This is a genomic window from Mucilaginibacter mali, assembly GCF_013283875.1.
Taxonomy (GTDB): Bacteria; Bacteroidota; Bacteroidia; order Sphingobacteriales; family Sphingobacteriaceae; genus Mucilaginibacter; species Mucilaginibacter mali.
In genome coordinates this window covers 851,577-867,651 of the sequence record NZ_CP054139.1, presented here as the reverse complement: position 1 = coordinate 867,651, position 16,075 = coordinate 851,577, and the positions used below count along the sequence as shown (strand labels likewise).

The 16,075-nt window shown below is 46.6% G+C and carries 12 protein-coding genes; 3 read left to right on the top strand and 9 right to left on the bottom strand.

Features of this window, described 5'->3' with window-relative positions:
* Window positions 1-98 precede the first annotated feature (98 nt).
* Together HQ865_RS03780 and HQ865_RS03775 are read right to left on the bottom strand one after the other, a co-directional pair.
* A complete protein-coding gene (locus HQ865_RS03780; protein ID WP_173413608.1) occupies window positions 99-1,799 on the bottom strand; it encodes a M3 family oligoendopeptidase in 1,701 nt (566 codons plus the stop codon).
* A 239-nt stretch (window positions 1,800-2,038) separates the two neighbouring features.
* Window positions 2,039-3,988: a KUP/HAK/KT family potassium transporter gene (locus HQ865_RS03775; protein ID WP_173413607.1), complete on the bottom strand. Its 1,950-nt coding sequence runs from the start codon at window positions 3,986-3,988 to the stop codon at window positions 2,039-2,041.
* A 202-nt stretch (window positions 3,989-4,190) separates the two neighbouring features.
* Between HQ865_RS03775 and HQ865_RS03770 the strand changes: the two genes are divergently transcribed.
* On the top strand, window positions 4,191-4,694 hold the full coding sequence (locus HQ865_RS03770; RefSeq protein WP_173413606.1) for a T9SS type A sorting domain-containing protein: 504 nt from the start codon (window positions 4,191-4,193) through the stop codon (window positions 4,692-4,694).
* 226 nt (window positions 4,695-4,920) lie between these two features.
* Here HQ865_RS03770 and HQ865_RS03765 read toward each other — a convergent pair whose 3' ends face one another.
* The 7 genes from HQ865_RS03765 to HQ865_RS03735 form a co-directional block, all read right to left on the bottom strand.
* A complete protein-coding gene (locus HQ865_RS03765; RefSeq protein WP_173413605.1) occupies window positions 4,921-5,784 on the bottom strand; it encodes an AraC family transcriptional regulator in 864 nt (287 codons plus the stop codon).
* Window positions 5,785-5,795: 11 nt separating this feature from the next.
* Window positions 5,796-6,167: a VOC family protein gene (locus HQ865_RS03760; RefSeq protein WP_173413604.1), complete on the bottom strand. Its 372-nt coding sequence runs from the start codon at window positions 6,165-6,167 to the stop codon at window positions 5,796-5,798.
* A gap of 206 nt (window positions 6,168-6,373) precedes the next feature.
* A complete protein-coding gene (locus HQ865_RS03755) occupies window positions 6,374-7,582 on the bottom strand; it encodes an outer membrane protein assembly factor BamB family protein (RefSeq protein WP_173413603.1) in 1,209 nt (402 codons plus the stop codon).
* Window positions 7,583-7,806: 224 nt separating this feature from the next.
* A complete protein-coding gene (locus tag HQ865_RS03750; RefSeq protein ID WP_173413602.1) occupies window positions 7,807-10,236 on the bottom strand; it encodes an outer membrane beta-barrel protein in 2,430 nt (809 codons plus the stop codon).
* Between the two features lie 203 nt (window positions 10,237-10,439).
* Window positions 10,440-11,066: a response regulator transcription factor gene (locus HQ865_RS03745; protein ID WP_237073741.1), complete on the bottom strand. Its 627-nt coding sequence runs from the start codon at window positions 11,064-11,066 to the stop codon at window positions 10,440-10,442.
* Window positions 11,067-11,089: 23 nt separating this feature from the next.
* Window positions 11,090-14,059, bottom strand: coding sequence for a ligand-binding sensor domain-containing protein (locus tag HQ865_RS03740; RefSeq protein WP_173413600.1), 2,970 nt, complete (start codon window positions 14,057-14,059; stop codon window positions 11,090-11,092).
* 257 nt (window positions 14,060-14,316) lie between these two features.
* Window positions 14,317-14,805, bottom strand: a complete 489-nt coding sequence (locus HQ865_RS03735; protein WP_173413599.1) for a nuclear transport factor 2 family protein — start codon at window positions 14,803-14,805, stop codon at window positions 14,317-14,319.
* Window positions 14,806-15,064: 259 nt separating this feature from the next.
* On the opposite strand from HQ865_RS03735, the gene HQ865_RS03730 reads away from it, so the two are divergent.
* Window positions 15,065-15,541, top strand: a complete 477-nt coding sequence (locus HQ865_RS03730; protein ID WP_173413598.1) for a DUF6265 family protein — start codon at window positions 15,065-15,067, stop codon at window positions 15,539-15,541.
* 318 nt (window positions 15,542-15,859) lie between these two features.
* Entirely contained in the window at window positions 15,860-15,997 is a 138-nt protein-coding gene (locus HQ865_RS03725) for a Sec-independent protein translocase subunit TatA/TatB (protein ID WP_173413597.1), read from the top strand.
* Window positions 15,998-16,075 lie beyond the last annotated feature (78 nt).

Sequence of the window (16,075 nt, the reverse complement as noted above, 5' to 3'; positions counted from 1 at the left end):
TATGCAAGTGGGATGCCGAAACAAGTTCGGCATGACATTAGCTTTTAGTATACCACTACCCCAATGACGGGATGGTATTGATGTGGTGGTGCCGAATACTATATCTTCTCCAACTCACCCTTCACAAAGTCCGCCAGTTCGGCCACATAATCGGCGCTGAAATCAAACTTGATACCGGCAGTTTCGTAAATCTCTTTAATGGTTTTGGTATAGCCAAGCTTCAACGCATCAAGATATTGTTGCAGGCCTTTCTCCGGGTTTTCCTTGTAGTTTTTCCAAACGGCAATGGCGCCTAACTGGGCCATGCCATATTCAATGTAATAAAACGGCACCTCGAAGATATGCAGCTGTTTTTGCCATAGGTTTTGCAGGGCATCCGGGCGGTCTTCCCAATCGGCAAAGCCAGCACCGAAGCGGCTGTAGATTTGCACCCAGGCATCGTAGCGCTCCGCATCGGTATGGCCGGGGTTGGTGTAGATCCAGTGCTGAAACTGATCGACCACGGCTACCCAGGGCAGCGTTTTCAGCGCGTCTATCAACTGATCGCGTTTGGCGCGCTTCAGGTCTTCGGCATTATCAAAGTACACATCCCAGTTATCCATCGATATCAACTCCATCGACATGGAAGCTAGTTCAGCCACCTCGGCAGGGGTGTGTTTAAAATCGTTCAGTTCCAGGTCGGCAGTAAGGAAGGTATGTACGGCATGGCCACCCTCGTGTACCATGGTGGTCAAATCGCGGAAGCTGTTGGCCGAATTCATGAAGATGAACGGTGCGCCGGTTTCGGCCAGCGGGTAGTTGTAGCCACCCGGTGCTTTGCCTTTGCGGCTTTCAACATCAAACAGGTGGTTATCCTTCATAATTTCCAAGCGCTCGCCCAGATAGCGACTGATATTGCTAAAGCATTGGATCGATTTTTCAATCAGGTCGTCGCCATTTTTAAATGGCTTCAACGCGGCCTTTCCCGATACATCTACATCCATATCCCATGGTTTCAACGTATCCAGTTTTAAAGCTTCGCGGCGCTTTTCGGCCTGATCGCGTAAAATGGGGACGATCTCTTTTTCAATCGCCTCGTGAAAAGCATAGCAATCCTGCGGCGTATAATCAAAGCGGCCCAGTGCCTGGAACATGTAATCGCGGAAGTTCTCGAAATTAGCATTCAGTGCCAATTTGTGGCGCAGGGCACGCAAGTGATCGAACAATTCGTTCAGCTTATCCTTATCCTGCAGGCGGCGGGCCGTGATGGTTTCCCAGGCGTTCTGGCGTTTGGCGCGGTCGGTATCTTTTAAAATAACAGCGGCCTGCTCCATGGTGTATTCCTTATCGCCAATATGCACCGACATAGAGCCGGTTATCGACTGATACTTCTGCTGCTCCACCTGTATCTCGGTTTGCACCGGGATATTCTCCTCGCGGAACAGTTCTAAAGCTTTGCGCACACCACGCAGGTAGATGAAGTATTTCTCGCCGTCCAATTGATCGGCGTATTCGCTTTCTACCAGCTTTTTGTTCAGTTCGTTGTTGCAGGGGGCAATCTTGGGTTCAACCTCGGTAGCGAAGTACTGGAACTTGGCCAGCAGGTCTTCGCTGGTGGTGTCGCAGGTCATGCGGATATAGCGCCAGGCAAAATCTTCTTCAATGGCGGCTTCCACCTCGCTGCGGTCGCGCATCCATTGCTCCAGTTCTTCAACCGAATGAATTGGGCGGGCTATCAGTTCGTTAAAAAGTGGTTCCAGGCCTTCCCAATTCATTTCAAAGTTAGCCGGCACGTATGTTCTTGGTTTTTTATGGATCATGGTATCAAAATAAAAGTCCGGAAGTCGGATGTCCGAAAGTCCGAAAGATTTGGGAGAAAGGCAAGGGAGCAGGACGGAAAGTGTGAAAGAAATGTCTTGCAATTGACTATCTTGCGATAGCAAACCATAATATGCGAAACTTTCTTATCCTGCTAAAAAAATAGCGATGAGCATACACCCATCGCTACCGTAAATATCTTCCGGACTTCCCGTCTTTCCTGACTTCCGGACTATCCCAATCAATTCATTCTCGTTATCACTACTTCTTCCGGGTTCGAAAGCATCAGTGGCACTTTTTCTACCGTCACAAAGCTTAAGTCCAAACCAAAGCCGCGTTCTTCCGATAAACTCAGGTGCTTCAATTGCTGGTAAACTTTCATCACCATGCTCTCGAAAAACGACAATCCGTGCGAACGCGACAGCACCTTCTCGATCACTACGAAGCGGAAATCGCCCACAATTTTATGCTTGTTTAACGAGGTGTATTTACTCATAATTTCCACTTCTCCCTTTTTCACCAGGTCTTCAACCACCTTGCGGAACAGCAGGTTAATTTGCTGCTCAACCCGGAAACCCAGCTTAAAGTCAACACGGATCACCTTATTCGGCACCAGGAAATCAACCCGGTACTCGCGGGTATATGGCTCGTCCATTACGTCAACATGTACCAGCCAGTATACATCGGCCCGTTTAGGCTGCTTTTGCAGGATAGAGTAAATGATCTTCGATTCAACTTCCGAATCGAAATTGGCGCTGGTGAGGTAAACCAGTTGCGAGGCGTATTTCGGCACGCTCTCATCTTCACTCAGCTCCTGTAAAATACTGAAGTAATCTTCTATCTCCACAAACTTCACAAAGCGGTTGCGGATCTTTCGGGCCGTATGCCAGCACCACATCACGCCAAACAGGAACAGGCCGATGGTTAAAGTAAACCAGCCGCCGTGGATAAACTTAACCAGATTACCGGCAAGGAATGTCCCCTCGATAACGAGATATACCAGCAGGAAAGTCCCTATAATATACGATGGCACCTTACGCCTTTTCAGGAATTTGGATACCAGGATGGTGGTCATCAACATGGCTACGGTAATGCTTAAACCGTAAGCAGCCTCCATTTTTTCTGAACGCTGAAATAAGGCCACTACAATTAAACAGCCGGCGCAAAGTATCCAGTTAATGCTGGGCACATATAATTGTCCTTTTTGCTCGCTTGGGTAATTGATGCGCACCTTTGGCCAAAGGTTAAGGCGCACCGCTTCTGATATCAGCGTAAACGAACCTGAAATTAAGGCCTGGCTTGCAATAACCGCCGCCGCTGTGGCAATGGCCACACCACCATAATAAAACTGCTGCGGTACGATCTGGAAGAATGGATTATATAGGTTCAGATCCATCTTTTGCCCATTATGCTGCATCAGCCAAACGGCCTGCCCCAGGTAGTTAAGCACTAAACAGCTTTTAACATAGATCCAGCTTATACGGATATTGCTGCGGCCACAATGCCCCAGGTCTGAGTACAAAGCTTCGGCTCCGGTGGTACACAGGAAAACCGCGCCCAATATAATAAAGGCTGCGTGGCTGCTGCTGCTGTGTAACAATTGGTAGGCGTAATAAGGGTTTAGCGCTTTAAAAACAACCGGCATCTTGGCAATATAGCTGATGCCTAAAATACCCATCATGGTAAACCACAAGAACATAATAGGCCCAAAAGCCTTGCCCACCAGCGATGTACCGAATTGCTGTATAATGAACAGGATAGTAATGATGGCCGCCACTATCCAAACCGTAGGGATATTAGGATAAAGTGGTTCTAAACCTTCAATAGCTGATGAAATGGTGATGGGCGGGGTAATGATACCATCGGCCAGCAGGGCGCAGCCGCCTATTACTGCCGGTACAATCAGCCACTTGGCCTTTCGGCGCACCAGCGAGAAGAGTGAGAAAATGCCCCCCTCGCCCTTGTTATCGGCCCGAAGGGTAATAACAACGTATTTAAGGGTGGTTTGCATCGTGAGCGTCCAGAATACAAGGGAGACGCCGCCGAGAACGAGGGTTTCGTTTATGGTATGGTTGCCAACAATCGCTTTAAATACATATAGGGGCGATGTACCGATATCACCGTAGATGATACCTAAACTGATCAGAAGCCCCGCAACGGACAGCTTCTGTAAATCTTTATGTTGTGACACTTTATTAAATTAATAGCGGTTGCAAAAGTATTAAAAATGTTAATGGATAACCTAAATATTTATATCACGTATAAATAATTGTGAAAATCACACTAAGGATATTACAATTAATGTTAAAAATTGTTAAATTCATATATTAAATAACTGTGTATTATAAAAGATGCAAGGGTTAATTCCTACTTTTGCATTTAGAAACCCAGATATGAGGAGAAGCTATACTAAAATTTATTCGCGTATATTATTGCTTGCAGTAGCTATGCTGATGAGTTTTTCTATTGTAGCCAACTCGCAGATTCAAAAAACCGATACCACTTATCTGCATCTTAACCGCTTAAAAAAGGATAAAAACGTGTTGAAGAACTTCCACGTTAACCTGCCGGTTATTAAAACCTATGGCAGCCTGCCGGCAAAAACCGTGGTTACGTCATCGCCTGATGATAAGCTGCTGACCAATGTGCAGGTTTACCCCAACCCGGTTACCGACCAGATCAATCTGAAATATACCATCTCACGCCCATCAAACGTAAACATTAAAATTATGGATGTATTGGGTAACGAAGTGGTAACCCTTTTCTCGCAGCATGTTGATAAAGGCGGCGAACAGAAGTTTACCTCCAGCATCTCTAACAAAATGAACAGTGGCTTCTACTTTGTGCGCATTGTAGTTGGTACCGAGTCTGCCATCAGGCGGATCTCTATTCTGTAAGGTATATCTCCACTCTCATAATTCCCCGTCATCCTGAGCGATAACGAAGAATCCCAAACTATACATTTCCGATCTGCAAATTGGGGATGCTTTGCTATGCTCAGCATGACGGGAAGAGTAAAATTCTTCGCTATTGCTCAGGATGACGGTATTTTCAGGTAATAAAAACGAGGCCGGATAGCTTTTACACTATCCGGCCCTCACAGTCAACCATCAAAAAAGGAATCTATAATGAACACCTGAACTTTAAAGGTGTGATATCGTAACGGTTTTTAAATAGCCTGATGAACGAGCTTGGGCATTCGAAGCCGACAAGGTTAACGATCTCGTTAATGGGGTAATCGGTGGTCTTCAACAGTAACTTGGCCCTTTGCAGCCGGGTTTGCATTAAAAACTGGTGCGGCGATTGGTGAAAGGCCTGCTTAAACGTGCGCAGCAGGTGATTTACCGAAAGGCAGGCATGATCGGCCAGTTCTTCCAGGCTGATGTTTTGATTAAAATTACTCAGCAGGTATTCCTTGGCCAGGTTAAGTCGGCGTAAGATCTCTACCTTGGTGCTGCGGTTCAAAAACTTCAGCGAGTCTATCTTTTTGTAGATCTCCTTATCGTAAATAGTATAATAGTTCAGCAGGCAATGGTGCATGTACTCGTTGATCAGGATCTCGTTGCTGGCGCCTTTATCCATATAATTTTTCAGGTGCTGAACATTGAAGCGGATATCGCCTTTAAAGGGATATAGTGTTTCGCTGAAATCATATTCGTGCACACGGCTGCTGGTACGGTCAAGCAATTTGCGTTCGTTCAGTTGCCAGCTGTTGGTAAAATCCTGCAGAAAGCCCTGGTCAAAACCCATCGAGAACGACTCGACCGGGCTGGCCGAATCTATCTTGCTGGTATACTGGGTGCCTTTGTTCAATATCAAAAACTGGTCGGGGTATAAAGTCAGTTTCCGACGACCGATATTATATTCTTCATCACCGCTAAATACAAAGCGGATGTTAAAATCGTTGGTATATTGTGTTTGTTGCTTATGGCTGGTGGTATCGCTCCAAATGGTGTTGTTGTTGCGAAGTGTTTTACTGTATTTCATAGCGGTACAGGTTAAAGGTCATCGTTATAGTTCCGTTCCTCAAGTAACATAAAGCGGTTGTCGTTATGGTCGCAAAACTCGGCTGCCAGTCCTACGGGTACATAATGCGGCTCTTTTGTAAAGATCAATCCTTCGGCTTTCAGCGAGTGGTAATCCTTCAGGCAGTCATCAGTACTTAGTATCACGTAGTTCTTATGGTTTCTGTACTCCCTTCTATCGCTTATGGCTACCTGCACATCGCCATTTGCACTTTGCAGCAGGGTGGCACCCGCGTGCTCGTACAATTGCACATTATCGGCAACTTTAAACTTTAATTTTTCAGTAAAAAACCTGATCTGCTCTTCCATATCCCCGGTAAAAAACGGAATATACTTTATCCTCATACTTTAAATACTACCCGCGTTATTGTAAAAAAGGTAAAAAATTGATCTGCTTCAAAATGCTCCGGAAGCGGCATTCTGACATCTGCAGTAGTTACAATATCGATCAGTTAAAGTATTGAATTGTATATTCCAAATTTAGACTATCAATTTAGTAGTGTTATCCCCCCGATAGGGGGATTTATTTTATTTTAACACTTTTTAACATTTTATGCAGGCATGCTCAAACAATAAGCCTTCCCATCCATCGTTGTGAAAATCAAATAGTTACCAACAACCGCTGGCGTGCTAAAAACCGAGCCTAAGGCCAGCATAGATAACCATTGACCGTTAGGCTTTGTCATGATCTCGATAAAGTCGTCGCGACGGCTATCGTCCTCTTTAAAATAATTCAGGCGCTTGCTTAAATAGGCATCGGTAAGGAATGTCCATTTGATGTTGCCGGTTTTATAATCCAATGCCAGCATCTTGCCGATCAGCGTGCCGAAGTACATATTTTGCCCGCTAAAGGCGTTGCCGCCGAAGATGTTGAACTTTACATTGATCTTCCATTTGTCGCGGCCCGTCTCGGGGTCCATAGCGTGCATCTCCATATCATCTGACGTGCCGACATATAACACCGAGTCTTTAATAACCGGCGGCGCCATGGCCCATCCCCGGGGAAACTGGCGGTTCCAGATGGCATATCCTTTCTTTTCGTCAAGCGCGTAAAAGTTATAATCGCGGCTGCCCACAAACACTTTTCCATTAAATACCATCGGGTTGCCCTGCATCTCGCCTTTAGGAAAATACCGCTGGCCGACAGACTTAAACTTCCAGACCAGGGCCCCGGTAATATTATTCAACGCGTACACATACCCATCAAACGAGCCGGCGAACAACATATCGCCATCCAGCGCGGGGGCGGCGTGTACAATATCGCCGGTGGTGTATTTCCATATCAGGGTACCATCGGCCTCGTTAACAGCATAAACGTTTCCATCGCCGCTACCAAAATAAACCCGGCCATCTTTTATTTGTGGCGATGATTGGTAGTAATCGGCAAAGCTGTAGAGCGGATATAGCTTTTCGCCGCCGGTTTTAAACGTCCAGGTGGTTTTGCCGGTAGTTTTATCCAGGCAATACAACAGGCCATCGCCGCTTACAAAAATGAGTTTGTTATTATGGATAGCCGCGGTAGACCGGATCTGCCCCCTGGTTTCAAACTTCCATTTCTGGGAGCCTGTATTTACATCCAGCGCGTAAAAGCTACTGTCCAGGCTGCCGAAATAAACCGCCCCATCGCTTACCACCGGTGATGCCATGATGGCGCTATTAGCCTGAAATTTCCATTTAACGGTGGGTTGCGGGGCTTTATCCTGCGCGGCGGCCGTCAAGCTACAGAGCAGGAATGTGGTGAGGATGTTGAGTGTTTTCATATTCGTTTCGCTAGTTCTCTTATCGCTTTGTTTACTCACCCCGACTACGCTTCGCTGATCCGCCCTCTCTTCGCTGCGCGCAAAGAGGGCGGGAAGACTGCATCTGCGGTGTAGCGATGGGTATAAAACCCATCGCTACGGTCATATGTTCCCTCTTTTGCCAAAGGCAAGAGAGGGTGGTCGAGCGAAGCAACGACCGGGTGAGTACCCGCCACCTCGGCCCCTTACCCATTCGCCCTTTTCTTCTCATCCTCGGCCCCACCGCTGCGCTTGCGTGCGCCGGCCACCTTATTACTGCCAAACCGATAGGTAAAGGCCAGCGTAGCCACCCGCGACTCGATACCACGCCTGAATGTTTCGCTGTAATTATCGATAGTGGTATTACCTATAAGTTTATTGCTGTACAGTGCATCGGTAATATTCAGTTTCAATGAACCTTTATTGGCCAGGATCAGCCGCTGTATCCCTGCCGAAAACTCTACCACCTGCTTTATCCCCAAATAGCCATACACATTGCGCGATGTATACACGGCATTAAACTCGGCGCTCATTTTTTTAGAAAAGGTGAGGCTGCTGCTGCTGTTGATATCGAAAGCTACCAGCCCACTGTTTAGCGGTGTGTTTGCCAAATTGCCCGAATAGCGGTTATAATAAAAATTCAGGTTATTCTCCACGTTCCACCATTTGGCAGGCTCAACAGGCAGCGAGAAGCTGAGGCCATAGTTATCGTAAGTGGCCAGGTTCAAATCGGTTTGGATGGTTACCCGGTTAAGGGTTTGGTTGGGGATCAGGATGCTGGTAATGTTATCGGTAGTTTTGCTGTAGCTGGCCGTAACATTATACTTTTGTTTATAGGTATAACTTAGCTGCGCCTGGTAGGTTAACTGCGGCTTCAGGTAAGGATTACCCTCTACGTAGGTGCTTGGGTCGAGATAAAACTTGAACGGGTTTAGCTGCTTGTAAGTTGGTCTGTCAATACGGCGACTGATGGACAGGTTCAACTCGTTCTGCTCGTTAATTTTATCGTTGATGAACATGCTGGGGAACAACTGCACATAGCTGTTTTTAAACCTGGTTTGGGTAGCTATCTGGTTGCCCCTGGCATTGGTTTGCTCGGCGCGCATGCCAAACTGTACCTTATACTTGCTGAAGCTTTTGTTGTAGCTCAGGTAAGCGGCGTTGATATTCTCGTCGTAAATAAAGTGGTTGCTTTGGGTGCTGTCGTATTTGGCTACATTGCTAACGATGTTGTAAAAGGTCAGGTCGTTATCAGCACGCACGTAGCTGGTTTTTATGCCCATCTCCAGTTTCTGCTTGTGCTTCATCGGTACTACGTAATCGGCTTTTACCGAGTAGATATCCAACTGGCCTAACTGATAATCCTTCAGCAATTGCGCTGGCTTCTGTAGTGTGTTGTCCAGGTTAAAGTATTCGGTATCGTAGTTCTGCTCCACGTTGCTGCCGTAATGGGCATAATCAAAGTCCGATGTTAGCTCGCGCCCGCTGGTATCGGCCGTATGTTTAAAATTTACGTTGGCGGTAAAGTTTTTTGCGCGGGCATGGTTATGCGCGCCGGTGGTAAAGTACGATGTGTTTTGCAAGGCGGCGTTCTGCACATCCGAGAAATTGTTTACCGTAGTATTCAATCCCGTGGTATTACCGGTAAACACTACACCAATGGTAGTTTTAGGCGATGTAAAGAAATCGGCCCCAACCTTACCCAAATTACTTTCAACCGGGAACTTTAAATAGTTATCCTGCTGATACGCGCCATTTACCGCGCCGTTGGTATAAAACTCGCGCTCCAGCGCAAGGTGGTTAAAGCTGGTGCGGTAGGCATAATTATAATTACCGAACACGTTCACCTTGCTGTTACGATAATTAAGATTGATACCCGCGTTTGATTTGGCGTATACCCCCTGCCCCGCATTCAACGCCAGCGAACCGTTGGTGCCGTAGCGCTGGTCTTTTTTTAGTTTGATGTTGATGATACCCGAACTACCCGCCGCGTCGAATTTGGATGACGGGTTGGTGATCAGTTCTATCTTATCAATGGCGTTGGCAGGCGTGCTGCGCAGCAGATTGGCCAGATCGGTGGCGCCAAGATAAGTAGGCTTGCCGTCCATCATTACCATAACGCCCTGCTTACCTTTCATGCTGATCTGGTCGTTTTGATTGATCAGTACCCCCGGCGACCTCGACAAAACATCCAGCGCGGTACTGCCGGCACTGGCGATGCTGTTACTTACATTCACCACTACCTTATCCACCTGCCGTTCAATAAATGGTTTCTTCTCTAATACGGTAACTTCCTTCAGGGCTGATGCATCGGCAGTAAGGGCGATATCGTTCAACTTAACTGCGTTATGCGCCTCATCCAATACAAACAAGGGCGATTTGGCCTTCTTGAAACCCACATTGCTTACACTCAACAGGTACCTGCCATATTTGATCAATTCAAAAGCGGCCGAGCCATCCTTATCGCTGATATTGACCTTCACCAGCGATGAATCTTTGGCGTTCAGCAGCGAAACAGTGGCCCCATCTATGGGTTTCTGTTTATCATCTATAATATGTGTGTTGATGGTTCCTGTTTGCGACAGGGCTATCTGGCAGGTAAAAAGCAGGAGCAGAAAAGTAAAAGTGTAACGCATGCGACAATAGTTAATTGATATATCAAATATAAATCAACTACCGGTATAGTTTTACACCCTTATGGGGGGATTTTGCGAATGTGCAAATGCGTGGATATGCAAATGTGCAGATGATGAATTAATGTGCAAATATGCAGATGTGCGAATGTGCGAATGAACCAATTCTATCCATTTGCATATTTGCACATACGCACATCTGCACATTAGATAAGCTTATTCTCCTTCGCCGTCTTAATCGCGTCGGCGCGGGAGTTTACATCCAGCTTCAGGTAGATGTTTTTGATGTGGCTGCGTACCGTTTCCAAATCAATAAACAATTCCTTGGCTATCTGGCTGCGGCTTTTGCCTTCAACCACCAGTTCCAGGATCTGGGTTTCGCGTTTGGATAGCGGCGAATCCTGGTTCTTCATGAACGACGAGATCACCATGCGGGCAATGTTCACGCTCATGGGGCCGCCGCCTTCTTTTACCTCTTTTATCGATTCGATGATCTTCACCGCAGGCGTACCTTTTGTCAGGTAGCCCGATGCGCCATTAGCCAACGCGTCGAAGATCTGTTTTTGCGATTCGTAAACCGTTAAGATCAGCACATAGCAATGGGGCAAAATCTTTTTGATCTTGGGCAAGGCTTCGATACCGTTGGTGCCGGGCAGTTCAATATCCAGCAAGATCACATCGGGGCGGTCGGCGGCTAAATGGTTGGCGGCTTCGTCATAACTGGCGTAGGCGTTCACCACCTCGTATCCATCGGTATTCCCGATCAGAAAGGTGTAGCCGGTGCGGATGGTCTCGTCATCCTCAATAATCACAATTTTTATGTCGCGTTCCATTTCCATCAAATATACGGTTTGTATCAGGCCCTTTTAGTTATCCTGAAGGTTAATTCGGTTACAGCGCCCTGGCCTTTTTCCGACAGGCAATTGATCTGCCCGTCTATACGCTTGGCCCGGGCCTTTATATTGTTAATGCCGTGGCCTTTTTTATTGGTACCGGGGTCAAAGCCAATGCCGTCATCGCTTACGCGGATGGTAGCCTCATCCTTATCATTCTGCGTAAATTCCACCTTTACATGGTGTGCCTCGGCATGTTTCAGCGAGTTGTTAAGCAACTCTTTAAATATCATGGTGATATTGCGGCTATATTCCATCGGCAGTTTTATGGCCGATAGTTCCTCGCTGATGCCATCGAAGCGAAACTCTACATGGGTATCTTCAAATATCTCGATCCCGGTTTCCTTAATGTGGTTCAACACCTCGTAAAGGTTATCACTTTTCGGATCCATGGCCCAAAGAATATCGCGCGTACCGTTATATAGTGCCGATGCGTTCTGTTTGATCTGCAATACCAGCTTCTTCTGCTCAGGTTCGTCCTTAGCCAGTTTGGCGTCAAGGATATCGGACAGTACCGTAATACGCGTCAACTTATTGCCCAGGTCATCGTGAAAATCCTCGGCAGTTTGCTGACGGATCTTTAGCTTTTCTTCACGCTTCATGGCTTCCAGCGCGCGCTCTTGTTTTATTTTACGCTGATGCAGGATGTTTTGTATCAGCACCCCAATAAATATCAGGAACAGTATCACCCCCAACTGGAAAATATAGGTGCGATAGAACGGCGGCGTGATCTCGAAACTGAATGTCGCCGTATTTTTTGATACCTGTCCGTCGCCACCAATGGCCCTCACCTCGAAGGTGTAATGCCCGGGGGGCAGCGATGGGTAATCTACCATATCATTTTTTACCGGGGCGCAAAATTTATCGTCCAACCCGTTTAAGCGGTATTGATAGGTTACGCTTTCCGGGCTTTTCAGGAATACGCCCAAAAATGCGATAGCCAGGTGATTTTGCCCGGATGACAACACTAAACGGTCGGTTGCCTTTGGGTTGGTAATGATGGTAGACTTTGAATTATCCTGCCCGAACAATTTGATGGCATTAATGATAATATGCGGCGCCGGCCCTGTTGTTGTGGGTAGCGCGGTATTGTAAACGGTAAGTCCCTTAGTGGTACCAAGGATCATTTTATTATTGTTATAAATGATAGCGTTCTGGTTCGATTCGACAATGCGGTCTTTCGATTCGCCGGTGCTGATGACTTCGATATCCAGGCTACGGGTATTTAATTTAAACCGGCTTACCCCACGCCCCGTACCTGCCCAAACCAGGTCGTGATCATCGACAGCCAAACTGTAAATGGCGTTGGCCTTCAGGCCGCCCTGCACCTGGTATTTGCGCATACGGCCGGTTGAGCGCTCCCATATATAAAGCCCGTCGTCGTCGGTACCTATCAGCACCAGGTTTTTGTACTTTATCATGCACAAGATGGTGGTTGTGCCCAGCCGCCCTATTTTAAAATCGGGTACCAATTTTTTATTAACCACCAGCGCCACGCCCTCCTGCGTACCCACCAGCATACTATCCTTCCCCAATGGCAGCAACGACGACGAGAAGATATTAAGCCCCACCGACTGCATCACATGTTGCTGATCGTAATAATACGGCCCCGATGGGGTAGCAAACCAAAGCTGGCCTTCCGAATCCTCCCTGATACTGGTTACCGAATTGCGGTCGGTACCCTTTACCATCTTAAACTGCCTGCCATCATACTGCCAGATCCCGCCCAGGCTGGTACCTACCCAAACCAGGCCGTTGCGATCTTTATACAGGCACTCTACCTTGCGCGAGTTGGGCATATCAGCCGGCAGCCATAAGGTTTCTATCGTTTTCCCATTATACCGGGCTATGCCGCCGCCATCAATGCCTAATAACACATTTTGCTGTTGGTCAAACCCTAAACCCATCACAATAGGGCTTTCCTTGGCCTTGTCTGATTGGGTATAGATCACATAATCGTCCCCATCGTACCGGTAAAGGCCGTTGCCCTGGGTGCCCAGCCAAAGATTATCGTCGCTATCTCGATAAATATCGGATACCGAGGCATCACTAAAACCATTATGCGAATCGAAGGCGATCAGCTTATCGCCATCAATACAATACGCCCCGCCGGTGGTGCCTATCCAGATCTTGCCGGCGGCATCCTGCTCCATGGTTAAAAAGCCCTTATGAACGTCTTTTAGCAATTCGGTAGCGTATGATGTAATGGTATTATTTTCGATAGTGAAGAGGTACCGGTAACTCTGCAGGAAAATACGGTTAGCGTTAAGTTTATCGAATACGATCTTTACGCCGTAAATATCCTGCATTTCCTTAGGCAGCAGTACAACACTTTGCCACGTTCCCCCTTTTAGGGTGTATAGGCCCATCCCGCTCACAAAAGCAAAAAGCTGGCCCTGCCCGTTAGCCTTAACTGTAGTTACCGAATTGGGCATACCGTTTATGGTTTGTAGCACCACCCGGTTACCCACCACCTTAAACAGGTGGTTATACATAATACCCCATACCGTGCCCGATGCATCCTGCGTAAGGCGCGATACCCAGATCTCTTTAAGCCCTGCAGGCGGCGTAATATTATATAGCTTTTGATTTTTCAGGCATGCCAGCCCCCTGTTAGTGCCAAACCAAACCGTGCCCTGCTTATCGCAAAAAACCGAACTTACAAAGTTGTTGATCAGCCCGCTGGCTTTAGATACGCCGTAAAAATCCATCCCATCATACCGGCAGGCACCGCCAAGCGTACCCATCCATATGCGGTGGTTATTATCCTGGTATATCCGGTTAACCTGCGATTGGATCAGCCCGTTCTCGATATCGTAATGCGTAAACGTATATCGTTGCGCGTGCGCGGGTAATTTGCAAAGCAGTAATATACAGGCCGATAGTGCAAAAGCTAAAAAATGCCGCGATATGTGTAGTGATATTCTCTTCAATTTTATATGTATATAAACTTGCGGCAATAGTTAATTTCCCAATTCAAAATAAAGCTAATTTAAAAATAAAAAAAATCACCCGAATGGGGTGATTAATGTTACCTCTTATTTCGAAGAGGCTTTTAGTTCCCTCCCTGGGGAGGGGTGTAATCGGTTGTGTGGTGGCAGGGAGGGGTTTATACGATATTGCATTGCGGCTAAACTCCTCCCTACCCCATCCCCGTGGGAGGGAATCGCACACGGCCTGCGCTTTTACCTTACCTCCCCACCTTTCCTGTACTCGCGGTTACATCCGGCATAGCTTCGGCCTTTGGTTTTACATCTTCAAAAAAGCGGCACACCTGGGTTATCTTCCACTCCTTGTTTTCGTTCTTTTCAAGGGTAATGTAGTTGTGCTGGGTAAATTCGTTGTATTTAAAATCAACCTTGGCAATTACAATAGCGTCGCTTTTATCCAGCACCTCGTATTTCGATTCACAATTTTGATGGGTAGCGCCATCAGCCTTCATCTGCGCTATCAATCCTTCTCTATTGTGTACCAATACTACATCGGCGCGTGGAATTTTCACGCTGGCGTCATCGCTTAATACTTTGTCCAGTTTTTTGGCATTGCCGTTCATGCAGCCATCAATATAATTATTAATTACGTCCTTATAGCTGGGGGCTATACCATCTGTAGCGTAGCTTGTGTTTACTGCGGCCGACAATCCTAAGACTATGCATGCCATAAAAAATTTGTTTCTCATGATCTTGTGATATTTTTAACCAAATATCCGCCGCATAATTTCCTGCAGATATGCTGATTACACCACCCGATATGCCGTTTACACTAATAAATATCCCCCTAAACGGGGTATGCGGATAATGCGCGTTTTGTGTTAAATTTGAGTTAAGGAGCCTCCCCTAAATCCTCTCCTTTGGAGAAGATTTAGAAATTCTTAGAAGCCCCTCTCCCCCGGAGAGGGGTTGGGGTGAGGCTTTAAACATTAATCTAATATTAACGCCATGAAGTACTTCTGTTTATTAGCCGCTCTTTTTCTGCTGGCAGCATTTACTCCAATTGTGCAGCAGGATACCTTTAAGCCACTACACCAGTTAACCGGAGGAACCTGGAAAATGAAAAGCGCCAAAGGCTATTATATCTGCGAGCAATGGCGAAAGACCAACGATACCGAACTGAGCGGTCGCGGCTTCCGCGTGTCAGGTACGGATACCACCGTTGAAGAAAACGTACAACTGACCATGAAAGACGGTTATATCTTTTATATCCCTACCGTTAACGGGCAAAACGAGGGCAAGCCGGTGCCCTTTAAACTGATATCATCATACAAGGGCGTGTATACCTTCAGCAATCCCGATCACGATTACCCACAGGTGGTGGCCTATCAGTTTGTCAGCAAAGATTCGATAAACGCCTGGATAGATGGCAATATACAAGGCAACCGCAAACGGGTTGACTTTCACTACAAACGGATGAATTAAGTCCTGCTTATTTTTTATGGATGCTTGAATAGTACTGATATCATCCCTGCTTAGGGGTAATTTTGGCCGCGCTATGGTCTGGTAATTCTACAGCATTAAACCTAAAAGCAATATACGGGTATATTTGGGGAATTTGGTCGGCATACCTGGCGAGGTTTAACCACATAGATAAACAGCCGCCGCTTATTTAATTAAAAATTAATGCAAACCTTTACGTGGGAATAGCTTCTATCGATACAAAAAGCGGTTTTACCGATACTTTGGCAATCTTTTTGAACAGGTTTGATAAATTTAGCTAACTAATTAATTAAACATAAAATGAACGGGTTTGGCGGACAAGAAGTGCTACTGATGATGATAGCCGTATTGCTATTCATCGGTGCGAAAAGGATACCTGAACTAATGATCAGGCACGAAGAGAAAAAGAAAAGTATGAACAATACCGGTTACCGGTAAGCAGGCAAAACGAATTTTATTTTAGCACGATCCCATCCGTAGCCGGAATTTTTTCATTCCGAGAGCAGGCTCCCCTAA

Coding starts and splice junctions, on each gene's coding strand:
- HQ865_RS03780 (WP_173413608.1), bottom strand. CDS start 1,799: ATGATCCATAAAAAACCAAGAACATACGTGCCGGCTAACTTTGAAATG.
- HQ865_RS03770 (WP_173413606.1), top strand. CDS start 4,191: ATGAGGAGAAGCTATACTAAAATTTATTCGCGTATATTATTGCTTGCA.
- HQ865_RS03765 (WP_173413605.1), bottom strand. CDS start 5,784: ATGAAATACAGTAAAACACTTCGCAACAACAACACCATTTGGAGCGAT.
- HQ865_RS03760 (WP_173413604.1), bottom strand. CDS start 6,167: ATGAGGATAAAGTATATTCCGTTTTTTACCGGGGATATGGAAGAGCAG.
- HQ865_RS03755 (WP_173413603.1), bottom strand. CDS start 7,582: ATGAAAACACTCAACATCCTCACCACATTCCTGCTCTGTAGCTTGACG.
- HQ865_RS03750 (WP_173413602.1), bottom strand. CDS start 10,236: ATGCGTTACACTTTTACTTTTCTGCTCCTGCTTTTTACCTGCCAGATA.
- HQ865_RS03745 (WP_237073741.1), bottom strand. CDS start 11,066: ATGGAACGCGACATAAAAATTGTGATTATTGAGGATGACGAGACCATC.
- HQ865_RS03735 (WP_173413599.1), bottom strand. CDS start 14,805: ATGAGAAACAAATTTTTTATGGCATGCATAGTCTTAGGATTGTCGGCC.
- HQ865_RS03730 (WP_173413598.1), top strand. CDS start 15,065: ATGAAGTACTTCTGTTTATTAGCCGCTCTTTTTCTGCTGGCAGCATTT.
- HQ865_RS03725 (WP_173413597.1), top strand. CDS start 15,860: ATGAACGGGTTTGGCGGACAAGAAGTGCTACTGATGATGATAGCCGTA.